This is a genomic window from Deinococcus sonorensis KR-87 (assembly GCF_040256395.1).
In the GTDB taxonomy this organism is placed as follows: Bacteria; Deinococcota; Deinococci; order Deinococcales; family Deinococcaceae; genus Deinococcus; species Deinococcus sonorensis.
Window position 1 is genome coordinate 267,335 of sequence record NZ_CP158299.1, and the last position, 14,918, is coordinate 282,252.

A 14,918-nucleotide genomic window follows, 5' to 3' on the forward strand; every position below is an offset into this window, starting at 1 on the left:
CCTGACATGAAGAAAATACTCAAAGCACATCTCAATCAAATCACCAACTCCCCTTAAAGCCTCGTGTGGGCTGGGTAACGCGCCCCGGTGGCGCGTCGTTCGCCCGTGCCACAAATGCGACCGGTACGGGGACGTTCCACCGCTACACTGCTCCCGTGCCGCGTTCTCGCTGGATCGTCTTTGGGCTCCTCAATGCCTCCTGGATCCTGTTTGGACTTGGGATGTGGGGTTCGTTCTGGGCATTCAGTCGCGTCTTTTTCGATGGGGGAATGCGCGGACCCGGTTCCAATTTCCCGATGGTGCTGCTTGGGGTGCTCGCCTCCGTGGCGGTCAGCCTGATCATTACCGCAGGGCTGATTACCCGCCCATTAAAAGTCCACCGGCCGTATCTGATTGTCTGGTCCCTCCCTCCGCTGTGGCTGTATTACCTGACCTTCGCCTTCGCGGTGCAGGTGTTCGAGCAGCTACTGCCCAGGAACGTGAGCTTCGGTTCTCCACTGGCGGTCGCACTATGTGCCCTCGCCATTGGAACCGCGTTGTCCTGGCTCCTGAGCCAGCCACCAGACGCCACCAAGCCTCGAACAGTCCATGCGCAGGAGCCACGCCGGCACGTCCAGTTTCCGAAGCTCCCTCAGTGGGTCTATGTCGTCGCCTATGTCGTCGCCAGCCAGTTCATCGCACCTGCCCTCCAGGATGGACTGGAACACCTCACCGCAGGGAAACAGACCATCTACGGGGGCTATTCAGTACAAAACATTTGGGCACGCTTCACGGGTGACACCGCATCGATTGAACTCGCCCAACGCTCCCCAGACCGAGCATCCATCGTCATCGCTGAGAACCTGGGTGGTGGTTCGCGGGTCACCCTCGTCCGCACGGGATCACGAACACCCGCCTGGCAGACAGCGTTGCCCTTGCCTCATCCAGTGCCCGTGTGGCTTCAGGAGCAGGGCCGCCTCCTCGTCACCAGCCAAGATCAACCAAGTGGAGTTGTCCTAGATACACGAACGGGCAACGTGCTGGAACAGGTGGACAACACCGTGACGTTCTGTCGGCGGGCGTTCTGCTCGCCAGAGCGGTACGCTCGGCTTGCCGACGGACAGCTCGCCACGGCAGGGCACGACTTCAAGGCGGCGGGTGCCTGGCTGGCCGACAAGGCTGGACAGCACATCGGCGCCCGGTTCGTTCGACGCGCTGGGGACCGCGTCCCGGTCTCAGCGGCGCTCAGCCCAGATGGGGCCCGGGTGGCCGTCGGGTATGGAGATGGAGCGGTCGTCGTGTTTGACGCTCGCACGGCGCGACCGGTCGCGAAAGCAACCCCTCTCTCGGACCATGTGTCTCACTTGTCCTGGTCACCGGACAGCACGTCGCTGGCCACCTATGGGGAGGGGCCATGTGGCAAGATGGCCAATTCGGACTGTGTTCGCGTCACGCATTTTTTGCCAGCTGGCCCGATGACTCGGACCGTCTGGTGGTTCGATGGGAGCGCCATATCCGTCACGCTGGAGTGGGTCGGAAACGACCGGATGTTGCTGGATGACGAGATGACGGCGTTTACGGTGAGGATTCCGTAGCACTGACCTCGGCGACCAGTGAACTGATTCAGATGTCTTTTGGGGAGGCTCTTCAAATCCGTCCTTCGGGTTCAGATCGGTAAAGCGTTCGGCCTGATTTTCGTCGGAATGTTATTCCCAGCGTTCTTCTGACTCAGACCACTAGTGGATTGTCAATTTTGATTTGAGGGGTAGAGGTGGTCCAGTTTCGTACGGGCCACCTCCGTGGTAAACCGCCACTCCACCTTCACGCCCCGTGCGTTCCGACGCTCACACCACGCCTCTACCTCCTCCCGCAACCGCTCGATCCTCCCAATGCGCCGATCCAGACACTGTTTCGAAAGTGCCGCAAACTCAATCTCCACGGCGTTCAGCCAACTGCCGCGCTTCGGTGTGAAGTGGAACTCCAGCTTCTTCGCCAGGCATCGGGCCTCCGCCGCCGGAAACGTCTCGTACAACGCCGCCAGCGAATGCGTGTTGAGGTTGTCCAGTACGACCCGAATCAGCACGGCCTCAGGGTAAAGCACGTTGACGACGTGCTTGATCGCGTGAGCGAAGTCACGCTTCGTGCGCTGCTCGGTCACCCTGAGCCAGCGTCTCCCGGTCAGGGGTTCAAGCATCCCGAACACGTTCGCAGTCCCGTTTCGGACGTACTCGTCGTCAAACCGTTCCGGTTGACCTGGCTTCAGGGGCAACGGCGTCATGACGTCGTCAATCAGCTGGCAGGGCCGTTCATCGAAGCACACCACCGGGAAGAACGCGTTGTAGGGTCTGGCGTATAGATCCAGCACATCCTCCATCGCGGCCACGAACGCAGCGTTCTGGAGGGGTGGGATGACCCACTGCTCCTTCAGATGCGGTTTGAGCGCGTTTTTTTCAGCGCTTTGCGCACGGTCTCGTGACTGACTGTCTCCACGTGCCCGAGCTCGACCATCTTGTCGGCAAGGAGACGCAGCGACATCCTGGACTGACCCTTCTCGGGCGTGCACGCGAGCGCGATGAGGTGCGCTTCAGCTTCTGGTGACAGGGTGTGCGGCTTGAGGTGCTGAGGGTGCATGTGGTTGAGCGCGTGCTCCAGGCCGCCTTCGACGAAGCGCTTTCGAACACGGAACGCGGTGTTGTCACTGACGTGCAGAAACTCAACGATCTCCTGATCGGAGTGAGCAGGGCCGTTCTTATCGGCCGCCAGGAGAATGCGAGCGTGGGTGAGGCGACGAGCATGGGTCTTGCCCGCGCTCAGCAGGCGCTTGAGGGCGTCGCGTTGCTCGTCATCCAGATACACCGCGTATCTCAGCTTCATGGCCTAGCCTACCCGATGCCCCTGACCTTTGTTGACAATCCACTAGTGGTTTGAAGCAGAAGAACGCTGGGAATGGCGGGCGTACGATGCGGGTGGAGGTGGCGTATGCATCGTGGCCGGCACGCTCCCACCCTCATCCTTAGCGACACCGAGCGGCAGGTGTTGAGCAGCTTGGTTCGACGACGTCAAACCCCTCGCGGATTGGCGACCCGCGCGAAGGTGATTTTGCTGAGCGCGGATCATCCGGAATGGACGCTCACTGAGATCGGTGCCCAGGTCGGGCTGTGTGACGATACCGTCGGCACCTGGCGCAACCGCTTTGCAGTTCATCGTCTTGAGGGCTGAGCGACGCCCCCAAGTCGGGCGCGCCACGAACCATCCAGGACGACGCGGTGGAGCGGGTCGTCCGCTTGACCCTGGATACCCTCCCTGCAGACGCGACGGAGTGGAGTACCCGCAGCATGGCCAAGGCCAGTGGCCTGACGCAGAGCGCCGTGCATCGCATCTGGCAGGCGTTCGGGCTGCGGCCTCACCTGGTGTCGTCCTTCACCCTGTCGAAGGACCCACTCTTGATCGAGAAGGTACGCGACATTGTCGGGCTGTACCTCAACCCACCAGATCGGGCCCTGGTGCTGTGCGTCGACGAGAAGCCGCAGATCCAGGCGCTGGAGCGCGGCAGCATGACGTTCCCGATGCGGCCAGGGCAACCGGAGGCGACCGGACACACATACGTCCGGCATGGCATCACCACGCTGATCGCGGCGTTGGATGCCAAGGTTGGCAGTGTCATTGGGCAGTGCTACTCGCACCACCGGGCTGAAGAATTCCGGGCGTTTCTCGATGTCGTATACGCCCAGGTCCCTGCGGAGCTCGCGGTGCACATCGTCCTGGATAACTACGTGACGCTCAAGACGAAGACGATCCAGACGTGGCTGCTGGCCCATCCGAACGTGCACTTCCACTTCACGCCCACCAGTGGTTCGTGGCTGAACCTGGTCGAGTCGTGGTTCTCGTTGTTGAGCCGGAAGCGCTTGAGGCGCGGCAACTTCACGTCCCAGAACGCGCTCGAGCAGGCGATTGACGCCTTCATCGCTTCGACCAACGAGGCGCCAACGCCGTTTGTGTGGACCCGTTCGGCCGATGACATCCTGGCCAACATCAAGCGCTTCTGTGAGCCTTACCTCTCACCCAAAAATTCCCAGCGTTCTTCTGACTCAGACCACTAGTGCCTGTGCGCGTCTAGGATGGACACGACCTGCCACTACACGTAACGAATCTCGGTCGCCTGTGACTGGGCGGCCTGCCACCGATCATCGCGCTGCTCGTAGACATTCATAAACCAGCAGTCGAAGGGCATCCCGCTGTCCCCGAGGCCCTGCCACGCCGTCTGAGACGTGGCGCGAATCTCCACTCGCGCCCTGTACTGGAGGACGGCCGCGTCACGGTACACGCGTATCGTCATCTCGGTCCCAGGCTCCCAACTCACGTACCGCAATCGGCCGACGGTCAGATCACCGAGATACTCTTCCCTGGTCACCAGGGTGCCTCCCGGGGTGATCAGTTGGAAATCACGGGTATGCATGAGGTGAGCGGTCGACATATCGGCCCGGACCAGCGCCCGGATGCGACTGCGTTCAAGCCCACGGACAAAATCGGCGGTCACCTGCGTCATACCTCAATGTATCGTGCTGAACCACCAGCCCCGGTGCTACTCGTCATGCGTCGTCTGAACGGTTGTGGCGCCTAAACCGGGCTGGGGGAGGCTCCTGCCGTGATCAAAACGCAACTGGAGTGGAGGTGACCCGTAGTGCGGTTGCTCCGCTTGGGTCGAGTGGGGATCGTGGGACGCCAGGGACCATATCCGGCCAAAATATGCTTTAGTTCGCCCCTCCTACAGCCACTGGAAACAGGTCAGTCAGGTCGAAGGCGGCCTCTTCTCGTTGCTCGTCATAGAGGTGGGCATACGTCCGAAGGGTGAACGCCACATCCGAGTGGCCCAGACGGTCGCTGACCGTTTTGGGCGATACGCCACGGTGAATCATCAGCGAGGCCGCCGTGTGCCGGAGGTCATGAAAACGGATTGGGGGCAGCCCAGCCGTCTCTGTAATGGCCTTGAACCAGTCATAGAGGGCGTGAGGATTCGTCAGCCCGCCCAGCTCATTGGAGAAGATCAACCCCTGATCCTGCCAGGCTGACCCGGCATTTTCCCGCTCTACCTTCTGCCGCGCCTGATGCTCCCGCAGCTTTGAGACAGTGCCCGGCGACAGGACCACGGTCCGGCGTGATGCCTGCGTCTTGGGAGTCTGCAACATCACCCGGACTGACGACACAGTGTCTTTGCCCGCGTGCTGCTTGCCTGCCGTCCCTTCCGCCCGGACTTCGATCAGGTTATGCCGCACACGCAGGCGGGACCGCTCCCAATCCAAATCGGCCCAGTGCAAGCCCAGCAGCTCCCCGCGCCGCATGCCGGTCATTAGGGCCAGATAGAAGGCCGCGTGCAGCCGGTGCGCCTCTGAAGCCGCCAGAAATGCTGCGACCTGAGCCGCCGTCCATACTGCATCTCTTTGCGCTCGACCTTCGGGGCGCGGATCGCGTCGGCCACGTTGCGCGGCACCATCTGCCACAGCACCCCCTGCCGGAGTGCCATCTTCAGCACCCTCAGGGCGTAGGCACACATGGCCGGGCTCTTACCGTCCTTGCGGAGCTGGGTCAGCATGTGTTCCACATCTAGGGGCCGCAGCTTCTCCAGCTTCTTCTGGCCCAGGGTGGGCTTGAGGTAGAGCCGGGCCGTGTCCCGGTAGCTCCTCAGGGTGTTCTGCTTAGGCGTGGTACGTTCCTTGTGCTCCAGCCAGCGATCCAGGAAGGCAGAAACGGTCAGCCCTTCGGTATCCGCCACCATGCCGGTATGCAGGTCCGCCTGCAGGCCCCGCAGCTTCTCCTGCACCTCTGCCTGTGTCTTCCCACTGACCCAGCGCCGATCCGCCGTGCCGTCCGGCTTGTAGCCGACGACCACCCCAGCCCGCCACCCGATCGTCTTCCCAGACTTGTCTTTGCGCCGACTGAGGGTGCCTTCTCCATTTGCCCGCTTTGCCATCTTGAGCCCTCCGAGGTACCTGTGAACTGTGGCAGTCGGCAATCCTGGCAAAACGTGACTACCACAAAAGATATGCCCTCCCAGCGCGGTAAAAGTTGATTTGTGGCAGTGTGGCACTACATATCAAGGGTCAGGGCGTCTCTTCACCTGTTCTCGGCTGGGCCGTCAGTTGCAGGTCCAGAGCATCCAAGATGGCCGCCCATACCGGAGGAGGGCTACCGCTGTCCTTACCACCATTTAGGGCGCGGGTGATGGCCTGGGGGGTCTTGCCTGTAGCGCGGGCCAAATCGGCCCGGCTCATGTGTCGCTCTTCGAGCCGAGCTGAGACTACGGACCTCAATTCGTCATTCATGGACATAGCTTAACACTTACCCGCAATGAACAGTTACTGCTTGCATAGGTTGCGGGTAACTGTTAACATATTTTTAGCAGAGAGGGCGCTTCCTCCGCCAAGATTCCGCGCCCCGACTGACTCCCCTTCTCCAAGAAAAGAAGTTCCATGAACACTAGCACCCTCGCAGACGGCATTTACAGCTACACCCGCCCGGCGATGTGGGGGCAGGCGCACACCGTCACCGTCCAGGTGACCGGCGGACGGCCCACCCTGGGCACCCTGAACGGCGAAGCGATGACCGGCAACTTCTGGCCCGGCGTGGTGGCCGCCGATTTGGCCCGCTGCCCCTTCACCTTCACTCCGGCCGCCCAGCCGTTCGGCAAAGCCCGCGCCTGCCGCCTGCACCGCACCCTGTCCCGCCTGGGACTTGGCCACTCTGACCACTACCGCCTGGCATCGGCTTCACTAGGCCGTCTGGTGGACAGTCTGGCCGCCCTGACGGAGCAGGAGGCCCGGAAGGTCTGGAACCACGCTCGACAGCTCCGCATGACGTACAACCTCACCGCCGCCTGAACCAAGAGGGGCAGAGTGCCCCTCTTCAGTCCACACCCCTGCACACGCTACCGAAAGGCTACCTATGACGAACCTCCCCCATCTGCCCGCCCCCACCCTCACTGACCGCGAGCTGCCCGCCCAATACGGCGTCTGCCGGGACTGCGGCGCGACCCCGGCCCTGTTCGACCCGAGCCGGGATGACTACTTTTGCAGCCCCTGCACTCAGATTCACACCCTTTCCGCCGCCGCTGCACACCTCGAAGCGCTGGCCCTGCCGGTGCTGGCCAGCTGGGCACACCACTGGGGCGCGGTCGGTCTGCCGCAGGACCACCTGGCGGCCCTGCTGGGCGGCTTCACCCAGGAAGATCAGACGGACGGTGCGGCCCAGCTGCTCAGTGAAGCTCTGGCCGCCCATGACGTGCCCAGTTACAGCCCGGCTGGACCGGACAGGGTGCTGCTCGATGTGGAGAACCTGCCCACCGTGGACGGCGTGACGGTCCACACGGGCACGTACCCCAGGGGCCGCCCGTACCAGCACCTGCATTTCACGGCGCACCACCCGGACGGCACCACCCTCAGCCCCGCGCCCGGCCTGCTGTCGCGTGGGCGGGATGCGGCATTATTTCTGAACGCGTCAGCGGGCGACGCGGTGCTGTTCTATCTCGGCATCGATGGGCAGACTGGCCCCTCAGACCCGTTCACGCCACGGGCCTTCCGGGTGCGTGCCCCCTTCTTGGATCAGGTGCGCGAGGCGCTGGGGAACTGGCCGGACGCCACACCTGGTGTGTATTAACCCAGGCGCTGCTTTGCATTGACCTAGTCGCTGTCAGCCCTTCAACGTTCTGCTGGCTCATAGGGGGCGTTATGGTCGTGACAAACATTTGACTTGACCAACACATGAATACTAAGGTGGCCTCTCCATATCAGAAAGGCCACCCTAACAGCGCTGATTCAGTTCATATGAATGAGGAGATGGGCCTTCTAGAAGCCATTGGGCACACTATTCTTCAGGTCACGGGCGCCTGTCATCGTAGCTGGCGCTGTCGCGAGGGGTAACCAGGCATTGTCGAACCACACCAGCTCCGCATTCGTGCTGTTTGTGTACGTCAGTGTTTCGGTATGTTGCGAGTCCAGCGACTGTTTGGTGATGTAGGTGAACTCTATGGCGTTCCACCCCTTCTGCAGGTTCAGGTCCATCTGGAAGGTCCTGGAAACTGAGGCGGGCCCACAAATATCAGCACCCGAGATGCGGGTCGCTTGATCCGCATACATCCAGTGACGGGCCGTGGTCCCATAAATCACGGACCCGTCAGTGTCGTGGATGGTTGGGTTAGTACGCGACGTCTTCAAGACACCCATGAAATAGCCAGCGTGAAACAAGCCCGCCGCATCCACTTCTAATAGGCCGGCGACGGGGGTCATGGTCAGCGTGCCCTTGCACCAGGGGTCCGTCGGATCAATCGGTAACCCCTGCAGTAAGGGAGCAACAGCGGCGGCGTCTGGAGGGGTCATGTTGAACGTCCCATCTGCCGCCACAGGTGCTGAAGCTGAGGCGATGTCCCTCAATCTGGCGTCCATAAGCTGCACAGTGGCTGTGCCGTCGGCCGTCCAGCGTTCCTGACCCTCCACTCGTCCGTTTAGAACCGTCAGAGGCGCGATGCTGGGAACAGGGACGGATGGAGTGGAGACGGAGGGGCTGGGGAGGGGGGGACTGGAGCAGGCGATCAGCACGATCGGCAGCGCAACGGCGCTCAGGACATAAAGATGTTTTTTCATCGGATCACTCCAGCCCGCGTTATGACTGACCTAAGCAGAATGTGTGCATTAAGGGGCTTTCTGCACCAAAACGGTAAGTTCCATTTTCAGCCCTCATTCACTCGCGGTGAAAGAACGTGCTGTGTGACTGCATCCCCTTGGAAACGCCGCTCGTTGCGGCACCCCCACTCTGGGCCAAGGCCATAGCGTTGATCCCTTCAGCGGTCCAGACAGTCGGCGCATTTGCGGCCTTGCTAACCTTCTCTGTCATCGTCTGATGCCCATCCGGGAAGGTGACATTGGTATCTGCGACCGTCAGGGCATTCCAGCCCGACTGCAGGGTCAATTCAATCTGGGTGGTGACAGTGACTGCTGTCGTTGAACCCTGATTTTGCGGGCACGTCAGGTCGACGGACATGTGCGTTGGCACGTCAACATAAAGCCAGCTATGAAGTGTGGTGGCCTTCGTGGTGGAACCGTCACTGTTCTGGGTCGTCTTGCTGTCCTGGGACGTCAGCTCGGCCTGAGGTTGGCCATCATGAAATAAGAACAGCGATCCAAATTCAAAAAAGTTGGCGGTCGCCGGGGTCACGACGGCCCTTCCGCTACAGGCGCTGTCAACTTCCTGACTGGGGACCTGCTGCAGACGGGGTGCCACTTCAGCGGCTGTGGGGAGCGTCAGCGTGAACGAGCCATCTGCGGCCACAGGTGCTGTCTTCATCGGCGGTACGCCGAACACCAGGTCATAGATTGAGCTCACGAGCTGAACGCTGGCGGTGCCCCCCGAAGTCAAAGCATCCTGGCCCTGAATCCGTCCGTTCATCTCCGTGATAGGCGTGACGGTGGGGACGGCGGGGCCGGGGCAGGCGGTCAACACGAGCGGCAGCGCGACGGCGCTCAGGACATAAAGACGTTTTTTCATCAGGGGCACTCTAGCCCGCGTCAGGGTTCACCTCACCAAAATGTGTGGCGTTGGCGTGATGAGCCCCGGTGGTGATTCAGTGAACCTTCGACCCACTCTGAAACAGCCAAGCATGAAGGTCTAATTATTCACAGGGGGCATGTCAATACATAACAGTGCCGGTATTAATAGGCCCCTTCTCCTAAACGCTTCACCTGGGCCAGTGTCGCAGCTGCCGTCTCTAGTCCCTGCAATTCGCCTAGTGTCATCAAAATGGCGTCCTGGCGGGGTGGATCATTGCGTCGCAGGAGCAGCAGGTCAGTTCGTTTCTTCTCGATCAGGACTTCGAGAGCCTTTGCGTACACGTCGAGTGTCAACGTCATTCCTCCATATTGGTATGGATCACGGCAGCGCGGACAGTGTGATTTGAACCGGCTCAGAGTGCATTGGCGCCATATACGTTTCACCGTTCTGACCGCAATGCGACATCTCCGGTCGGAAGTAGCGCTCCGCCTCTCCCGAGCAGGTGAGTTTTATCAGCACCCACACCGTCCTCTGCTTCACCACTTTGTCTATGATCTACTCCACCACATGTGCGGCGCCAAGCTCTACAGTGCATGTTTAACTGGGTCATGACGACAATCAGCCCAAATGCAGACTTCAGACGCCCTATCGCCCGACGGTGGGTGCTGGCGCTGCTCACGCCGCTCTTAGCCCTGAGTAGTTGCGGCAGCGGATACCGCCACATGTATAGTCCTGCAGAATTGCAGCCGTACTACGTCAACACACCGCCGGAAGCGATCCCGCAGAGCACGACGCCGCTGGGGGAGGACTTCACCTACAGTGGGACCGTCCGAAACTGGCAGGCCAGCCGGACCATCAACCTGTATGCCCCGTTCTCGGGCGAGACGCCCCCAAGCACGGCGGATGGGCAACTCAGCGCCAGTGGGCAGATCAGCTTCTCCAGGCGCCTGTTTGACCTAGCTGAGCCGACCAGCGACTTCCGAAAAATATTGGGATACTTTCCGGCCTACTGCCCCATGAACACGCTGCGCCTCAGCAAAAACGTGCAGGTGCGTTTGTTGTGGGCCAGGCTCCGGGTGATGAACACGGACATTCGGGCGGCCACCGGACAAGGAATGACGCCCCAGTCGTCACCCCCGCCTCCCAACTACCGCCAGCTGGTCCCGGCATCCACCAGCTATGCCCCCGGCTCCACCGTTGACACCCTGCTGCTGTGGAGCCCGGAACCATTCACCGCCCAAGGTGAGACGCGCTGCCTGGAGGGATCAGACCTGTACGTGGGCCAATACAACACCCGGATCAATGTGAAGCTGGAGCGTGGCTGGAATGCCCTCACCTACACCCTGAGTGGCGCAAGCGGCTCCACCGGGGACACCAGTCTGCGATTCGACGACTGGGCGGCAGCCCCTGTCGCCAGCCTGACCGACTGGCATTGAGCGAGCGGGCGGAGCCCGATGTGAGCATTATCAGGACGGAATGACCACGTTGGGGCCAGCGCAGGATCAGCCTGTTCATACGAACCGGAGCTGTTGTCTACAACGGCCTGATATTGCTTCAGGCGTATGGTAGGCACTTGTGCTGCCTAATAAAAGTTGGTCTCAGCCCCGGTACGCGTAAGGGACGGCCGCCCCAGTCGCCTTTAGGCTCAGCAGCTCAGCCACGCTGACCGGCTGCCCCGTCAGGGTGTGCAAGATGCCCGCCACCGCTGCCAGCGTCTGCAGGTCTATGCGGGAGGTCTCGCCACGGGCCAGCCGATACACCGTCCCAGCATCCAACGTCCCCTGAGCCGTGCCGCTCATGGCGACCTGATACACACTCAGGCCCCGCGTCTCGCAGGCTTCTCTGAGGGTGATCCGGGCCGCGTAAGGCGTGGGGCCGATCGTGTCGAAGCCCAGGTGTGAGCGCCGGCCGGTCGGGACCGCCAGCCGGGCATGCCAGCGGCGGCTCCCACTCATGCCTGTTCGCCGATTACCTGGGCCGTGGCCCGCTGTACCGCCATAGGCCAGCAGCCCAGCGGGCGCAGGCTTCGAAGGCCGGGAGGCTCACCCCATCCGGCAAGATTGCGCCCGGCTCCAGGGCCTCCCGCTTCGCTGCGTCACAGCGGGCAGCCTCCGCTTCGCAATACTGCACCGCTCCAGCCGGTGCAGCCGGATAGGGCGCCCCTTCCGGTGAGTCTTCCACGGCATCCCACCAGGCGCGTACCGCGTCCCCATCCGGCAGTGGGTCAGCCTGCACAACCTCCCACACCCGCTTGATCCTGGCCACCCACGCCGGGTCAGCGTCCATCAGCTCAAAAACGGCCGCACGGTCTGCCGGGGCCAAGCGCTGAACGGCCTGGGTGGACTGTTGTTCTTTGCGGGTCTCGACCTGGGCCACCCGTTCCCGCTCCCGCTGTTCCAGGGCCGCCAGCCGGGCCACCGTACCGCGCCCGGCGCTCATGGCCTGGCCCCATCCTGTGTTCTGCACTCCTGGGCCATGGTGAGCACTTCCGCGTCCGTCAGGGCGGCCAGCGTGTGCCGGAAGGCGCTCAGGTCGGGCTGCAGGTCCAGAGCCAAGGGTGCCGCTGAGCCTCTGTCCATCATCCGCGCTACCCGGCCTTCCAGCGCTTCTACTCGCTGCTCCAGCGTCATTCCGCCACCGTCCCGAAGGCGGCTCGGTAGGCGCTCAGGGTCAGTTCTGGCGAGACTTCGCCCGTGTGTCCCGCCTCCCATGTGGCCTCAATCAATGCCGCCACCCCCCGCGCCCCGCGTGCTTCCACGTCCCGGCGCAACACGTCCGGCAGAGCAGACAGGACCGCCTCAACCTCAGCCATCAGTGCCCGGCGCTCCGGCTGGCCCTCGCTGTCCTGCCGGACGGTCTGCCGTCCTTCCAGCTGCAACACCCGGCGCAGCAGGGCCGACCGCCCGCCCGTCATGGCTGCCCACCGCTCAGGCGGTTCACCTGCTGCAGTTTGGCCGCGACCATCCGCCCCGCAACCTGTCCGGCTGCGCCCGGTCCGGCTTCCTGTTCGACCACGGCCAGCACCTCACGCAATAGGGCCAGCAGATCAGCCAGCGGCACATGCTCAGCGGCCCAGGCAGCCCGCACTGCTTCCAGACGATCCACCCGGAGACGCCGCCCGCTCATGACTGCCTCGCCAGGAACGCCCACAGGGCCAGGGCGGGCCGGTCGCTGTGGAGGCTTTCCGGTGCGCCTTGTGCGGCCCGGTCCAGGGCTTCCGGCGTCACCTGGGCCTGCAGGTCAGACGGCAGGGAGGCCCACAGACTCACGGATGGGCCGCGCTCGGCTTCAAGACGGCGCAGGCGGGAACGCTGGCCGCTCATGCCGCGCCCCGGCTGCTCAGCTGGCCCGCGCCCTCTGCCTGCGCTTCCAGGGCCGTCAGACGGGCTTCCAGCTCGCCCACTTCCACGATCCGGGCATAGGCCGCTGCCCCTTGCGAGACCGCGTGAATGGCCTTGAGGCTGAGGGTGTCGTCATCACTGTCGAGAATGTCTCCGGCCCGCTGCAGGGCCTTCCAGAGCAGGGCGCGGGCATCTTCGAGGGTGCCCGGCTGGGCCTGTCGCTTCCGGCGCTTGGCCTGCCGGGCTTCCATAGGGTTGGGGTTGCTCATGCGTCACCGTCTCTCTGGTCCGTCAGGGGGCCAGCTATAGAACCGGGGGGGTCTATAGCGAAGAGGCCCGGCTCACCGCGCCCGTGGTGCAGGGTCAGGCGGTATGCCTCACCCGTAGCGAGGTCGCCGGCTACCCAGGCAGACCGCACCCCCAGCGGGGCGCGATCCTGAATGGCCTTACCCATCCGGTAGAGGGCGGCACTGATCCCCACCACGGAGCAGGCCCGGCGTTCAGCGGGCGTCAGGGGGGCCGCGTCCAATGGATCGAGCTTCACGAGACCCACGCTCCACGGGCGGCCCATAGGTCCGACAGTTGCCGCTCCGGTTCCAGTCCGGCCGCGTAGAGCGCCGCTGCCGCCAACACGTAGTCCCCGAGGTTCGACACATGCCCAGTCGGCAGCTTGGCCGGACCGCCCAGGCTGTTCACCGCCGCTGCTCGGATCAGGCGCACCAGCGGCTCAGGCAGCGGGGCCAGGGCTGCCGCCTGTGGCTGACCCTGGAGACGCTGCATCAGGGCAGCTTTCTCTGCCTGGATGGCCGCCGCGAGTTCCTGGGTCACCGCTCCCTTTGGGCCGCGGGCCGTGAGCTTGCCGTCCTGAACGGCCAGCGTCACGCCCCGCGCGCCCAGTTCGGCCAGCAGGTCCAGCGCTACCACGTCAGCACCTCCACCTCTTCGGACGCGCCCACCAGCTCCAGGCCGGGCAAGTCCGGCAGACTCGGCAACAGGGTGTCCTGATCCGGGTCCTGGCCAACTGTGAACAGGTCAGCGCCTGGGGTCACCTTGAGCCGGTAGGCTTTCGGCGCACCGCGTCCCGGCTGCTTCACTTCCTCGATGCGGTCCCAGATCAGGCCCAACGCCCGGCTCACCGCTTCACGCGCCGCTCGGTCTCGCAAGTTGCTGCACTGGATGGCCAGCCCCACCAGCTCCGCATACGGCACTGTGGCCCCGCTGCTGCGCTCCAGGTGGGCCAGGACTGCCGCTGTCGCCCGGCTGCCCCGCTTATCCTGCCCCTCTTCTTCCGGAAGATCGTAGGGCTTCAGTTGGACACTCACCGCCGCATCCTGCTCGTCGAAGGTCCGTTCAATCTCCAGGCCCAGGGTGTAGCCGCTCTTGGAGAAGCTGGCCTTTCGGACTTCCCAGCGCAGCACGTCCCGGCCGTCCACTTCCTTAGGGGGAACGCGGGTCAGGAGATGCACCGCCCGCGCCTGGGCCGTCTTGCCAGTGCTGCCCATGATGCCCCGGTCACCTTCCTTCTCCCCCGCTGCTTTCTTGGGCAGGTGATCCGTCACGATGACGGCCGCGCCGGTCCGGGCCGCGAAGTCCCGGAGGGCCAGCATGGGCAGCATGACCGCATCCAGCTTGTTTCCATCAATGCCTGGAAACGTGCCCATGAAGCTGTCAATGATGATGCAACGCGCCTGCTTCGCCTCTGCCAACGTCAGCAGCTCTTTGAATTCAACGGGCGTCAGGCCCGCCCCTGTGTTTTCTAGCACTGTCACGCCGTTCATGTCGCCATCTGGGAAGGTAGCCCGGTGCTGTTCCAGCCAGAAGCGCACGGGGCGGCTCTGCCCGTCTGCCGCGTCTGTGTTCAGGTAGATGACCGGGCCACGCGGCACAGGCCGCCCGATGAACTCCCCACAGGCGGGCCGCGTCATCTGCCACGCGAGCCCAGTCAGCAGCGTGGTTTTGCCCACGCCTTCCCGCGCCCCCAGAAAGGTGATGTAACCGCAGGGGATCAACTGGGGCACAAGGAACTCAATCCGGTTCAAGGGCGCGTGCAGGTCAATGTGC

The 14,918-nt window shown here is 63.1% G+C and carries 18 protein-coding genes and 1 pseudogene; 5 read left to right on the forward strand and 14 right to left on the reverse strand.

Translation table 11 applies throughout. From position 1 onward, the window contains the following. Positions 1 to 155: 155 nt before the first annotated feature. The gene (locus ABOD76_RS06585) at positions 156 to 1,574 is read left to right on the forward strand and encodes a WD40 repeat domain-containing protein (RefSeq protein ID WP_350244009.1); all 1,419 of its coding nucleotides are present in this window, start codon (positions 156 to 158) and stop codon (positions 1,572 to 1,574) included. A 152-nt stretch (positions 1,575 to 1,726) separates the two neighbouring features. Here ABOD76_RS06585 and ABOD76_RS06590 read toward each other — a convergent pair. After that, positions 1,727 to 2,853 (reverse strand): IS630 family transposase gene (locus ABOD76_RS06590; protein ID WP_433961775.1). Its coding sequence is split into 2 segments (ribosomal slippage): positions 1,727 to 2,433 and positions 2,433 to 2,853, totalling 1,128 coding nucleotides; the frame shifts between segments, so codons are not numbered across the junction. A gap of 105 nt (positions 2,854 to 2,958) precedes the next feature. Between ABOD76_RS06590 and ABOD76_RS06595 the strand changes: the two are divergent. Then, positions 2,959 to 4,079: pseudogene (locus tag ABOD76_RS06595) on the forward strand (IS630 family transposase). 35 nt (positions 4,080 to 4,114) lie between these two features. Here ABOD76_RS06595 and ABOD76_RS06600 read toward each other — a convergent pair. The 4 genes from ABOD76_RS06600 to ABOD76_RS06615 all read right to left on the reverse strand — a co-directional run bounded on the left by ABOD76_RS06600 (position 4,115) and on the right by ABOD76_RS06615 (position 6,305). Beyond that, positions 4,115 to 4,525: a nuclear transport factor 2 family protein gene (locus tag ABOD76_RS06600; protein WP_350244011.1), complete on the reverse strand. Its 411-nt coding sequence runs from the start codon at positions 4,523 to 4,525 to the stop codon at positions 4,115 to 4,117. A gap of 205 nt (positions 4,526 to 4,730) precedes the next feature. Continuing rightward, positions 4,731 to 5,378 carry a site-specific integrase gene (locus tag ABOD76_RS06605; protein ID WP_350245230.1) on the reverse strand — a complete coding sequence of 216 codons (648 nt, stop codon included), beginning with the start codon at positions 5,376 to 5,378 and terminating at the stop codon, positions 4,731 to 4,733. After that, a complete protein-coding gene (locus ABOD76_RS06610; protein ID WP_350244012.1) occupies positions 5,327 to 5,947 on the reverse strand; it encodes a hypothetical protein in 621 nt (206 codons plus the stop codon). Before ABOD76_RS06610 ends, ABOD76_RS06605 begins: the two co-directional genes overlap by 52 nt. 130 nt (positions 5,948 to 6,077) lie before the next feature. After that, positions 6,078 to 6,305: a helix-turn-helix domain-containing protein gene (locus ABOD76_RS06615; RefSeq protein WP_350244013.1), complete on the reverse strand. Its 228-nt coding sequence runs from the start codon at positions 6,303 to 6,305 to the stop codon at positions 6,078 to 6,080. A gap of 141 nt (positions 6,306 to 6,446) precedes the next feature. Between ABOD76_RS06615 and ABOD76_RS06620 the strand changes: the two genes are divergently transcribed. Both ABOD76_RS06620 and ABOD76_RS06625 read left to right on the forward strand, forming a co-directional pair. Beyond that, entirely contained in the window at positions 6,447 to 6,854 is a 408-nt protein-coding gene (locus tag ABOD76_RS06620) for a hypothetical protein (RefSeq protein WP_350244014.1), read from the forward strand. 64 nt (positions 6,855 to 6,918) lie between these two features. Then, positions 6,919 to 7,629 (forward strand): hypothetical protein, encoded by a 711-nt coding sequence (locus ABOD76_RS06625; protein WP_350244015.1) that lies wholly within the window; start codon positions 6,919 to 6,921, stop codon positions 7,627 to 7,629. Positions 7,630 to 7,817: 188 nt separating this feature from the next. Here the strand turns inward: ABOD76_RS06625 and ABOD76_RS06630 are convergent, their stop codons facing one another. From ABOD76_RS06630 to ABOD76_RS06640, 3 genes are all read right to left on the reverse strand, one after another. Further along, positions 7,818 to 8,612 carry a hypothetical protein gene (locus tag ABOD76_RS06630; protein ID WP_350244016.1) on the reverse strand — a complete coding sequence of 265 codons (795 nt, stop codon included), beginning with the start codon at positions 8,610 to 8,612 and terminating at the stop codon, positions 7,818 to 7,820. 97 nt (positions 8,613 to 8,709) lie between these two features. Beyond that, the gene (locus tag ABOD76_RS06635; protein ID WP_350244017.1) at positions 8,710 to 9,513 is read right to left on the reverse strand and encodes a hypothetical protein; all 804 of its coding nucleotides are present in this window, start codon (positions 9,511 to 9,513) and stop codon (positions 8,710 to 8,712) included. A gap of 164 nt (positions 9,514 to 9,677) precedes the next feature. Then, entirely contained in the window at positions 9,678 to 9,875 is a 198-nt protein-coding gene (locus ABOD76_RS06640) for a hypothetical protein (RefSeq protein ID WP_350244018.1), read from the reverse strand. Between the two features lie 363 nt (positions 9,876 to 10,238). On the opposite strand from ABOD76_RS06640, the gene ABOD76_RS06645 reads away from it, so the two are divergent. Continuing rightward, positions 10,239 to 10,952, forward strand: a complete 714-nt coding sequence (locus ABOD76_RS06645) for a hypothetical protein (protein WP_350244019.1) — start codon at positions 10,239 to 10,241, stop codon at positions 10,950 to 10,952. A gap of 162 nt (positions 10,953 to 11,114) precedes the next feature. Here ABOD76_RS06645 and ABOD76_RS06650 read toward each other — a convergent pair whose 3' ends face one another. The 6 genes from ABOD76_RS06650 to ABOD76_RS06675 form a co-directional block, all read right to left on the reverse strand. Next, positions 11,115 to 11,471 carry a helix-turn-helix domain-containing protein gene (locus tag ABOD76_RS06650; protein WP_350244020.1) on the reverse strand — a complete coding sequence of 119 codons (357 nt, stop codon included), beginning with the start codon at positions 11,469 to 11,471 and terminating at the stop codon, positions 11,115 to 11,117. Positions 11,472 to 12,142: 671 nt separating this feature from the next. Continuing rightward, positions 12,143 to 12,430 carry a hypothetical protein gene (locus ABOD76_RS06655; RefSeq protein WP_350244021.1) on the reverse strand — a complete coding sequence of 96 codons (288 nt, stop codon included), beginning with the start codon at positions 12,428 to 12,430 and terminating at the stop codon, positions 12,143 to 12,145. Then, a complete protein-coding gene (locus ABOD76_RS06660) occupies positions 12,427 to 12,642 on the reverse strand; it encodes a hypothetical protein (RefSeq protein WP_350244022.1) in 216 nt (71 codons plus the stop codon). Before ABOD76_RS06660 ends, ABOD76_RS06655 begins: the two co-directional genes overlap by 4 nt. A 193-nt stretch (positions 12,643 to 12,835) precedes the next feature. After that, positions 12,836 to 13,126, reverse strand: coding sequence for a hypothetical protein (locus ABOD76_RS06665; protein WP_350244023.1), 291 nt, complete (start codon positions 13,124 to 13,126; stop codon positions 12,836 to 12,838). Positions 13,127 to 13,397: 271 nt separating this feature from the next. Next, positions 13,398 to 13,781 (reverse strand): hypothetical protein, encoded by a 384-nt coding sequence (locus ABOD76_RS06670; protein WP_350244025.1) that lies wholly within the window; start codon positions 13,779 to 13,781, stop codon positions 13,398 to 13,400. Beyond that, on the reverse strand, positions 13,775 to 14,875 hold the full coding sequence (locus ABOD76_RS06675) for an AAA family ATPase (protein WP_350244026.1): 1,101 nt from the start codon (positions 14,873 to 14,875) through the stop codon (positions 13,775 to 13,777). Before ABOD76_RS06675 ends, ABOD76_RS06670 begins: the two co-directional genes overlap by 7 nt. Positions 14,876 to 14,918: the final 43 nt, after the last annotated feature.

Coding starts and splice junctions, on each gene's coding strand:
- ABOD76_RS06600 (WP_350244011.1), bottom strand. CDS start 4,525: ATGACGCAGGTGACCGCCGATTTTGTCCGTGGGCTTGAACGCAGTCGC.
- ABOD76_RS06655 (WP_350244021.1), bottom strand. CDS start 12,430: ATGACGGGCGGGCGGTCGGCCCTGCTGCGCCGGGTGTTGCAGCTGGAA.
- ABOD76_RS06660 (WP_350244022.1), bottom strand. CDS start 12,642: ATGAGCGGGCGGCGTCTCCGGGTGGATCGTCTGGAAGCAGTGCGGGCT.
- ABOD76_RS06625 (WP_350244015.1), top strand. CDS start 6,919: ATGACGAACCTCCCCCATCTGCCCGCCCCCACCCTCACTGACCGCGAG.
- ABOD76_RS06610 (WP_350244012.1), bottom strand. CDS start 5,947: ATGGCAAAGCGGGCAAATGGAGAAGGCACCCTCAGTCGGCGCAAAGAC.
- ABOD76_RS06645 (WP_350244019.1), top strand. CDS start 10,239: ATGTATAGTCCTGCAGAATTGCAGCCGTACTACGTCAACACACCGCCG.
- ABOD76_RS06620 (WP_350244014.1), top strand. CDS start 6,447: ATGAACACTAGCACCCTCGCAGACGGCATTTACAGCTACACCCGCCCG.
- ABOD76_RS06615 (WP_350244013.1), bottom strand. CDS start 6,305: ATGTCCATGAATGACGAATTGAGGTCCGTAGTCTCAGCTCGGCTCGAA.
- ABOD76_RS06630 (WP_350244016.1), bottom strand. CDS start 8,612: ATGAAAAAACATCTTTATGTCCTGAGCGCCGTTGCGCTGCCGATCGTG.
- ABOD76_RS06665 (WP_350244023.1), bottom strand. CDS start 13,126: ATGAGCAACCCCAACCCTATGGAAGCCCGGCAGGCCAAGCGCCGGAAG.
- ABOD76_RS06650 (WP_350244020.1), bottom strand. CDS start 11,471: ATGAGTGGGAGCCGCCGCTGGCATGCCCGGCTGGCGGTCCCGACCGGC.
- ABOD76_RS06640 (WP_350244018.1), bottom strand. CDS start 9,875: ATGACGTTGACACTCGACGTGTACGCAAAGGCTCTCGAAGTCCTGATC.
- ABOD76_RS06635 (WP_350244017.1), bottom strand. CDS start 9,513: ATGAAAAAACGTCTTTATGTCCTGAGCGCCGTCGCGCTGCCGCTCGTG.